Source organism: Bradyrhizobium sp. 25ACV (assembly GCF_054863005.1).
Map to the genome: position 1 here is coordinate 1 of NZ_JAVAYO010000056.1, position 305 is coordinate 305.

At 70.8% G+C, this 305-nt stretch carries 1 protein-coding gene; it reads right to left on the reverse strand.

What is annotated here, in order from left to right; genetic code table 11:
• A partial coding sequence (locus RAD04_RS38550) for a DUF1522 domain-containing protein (protein WP_461627950.1) occupies positions 1-305 on the reverse strand: 305 nt, incomplete at both ends.

The window sequence follows — 305 nt, forward strand, 5'->3', positions numbered from 1 at the left end:
AGCGTTGCAGGCGTGCCGGTGCTGCCGAGATAGACGGTGGTGTTGCCGCTGCCGTCGGTGACGAGATGGCCGCTGACGCCCGAACCGGAGGGAACACCGGTCGTCGCCGGCGCGGTGCCGCTGCGGAAGGTGATGGTCTTGCCGTTCACGGTCAGGGTGTCGCCGTCGGCGGGCTGGGCGTTGCCGGCCAGGCCGCTGGCGCTCGTGCCGTTGGTGGCGATCAGGGTGATGGTACCTTCCAGGGTCGTGGTACCGCCGGCGCCGGTCGTTGCGCCAGTGCTTGCGAAGACGCCGATGCTGGCGCC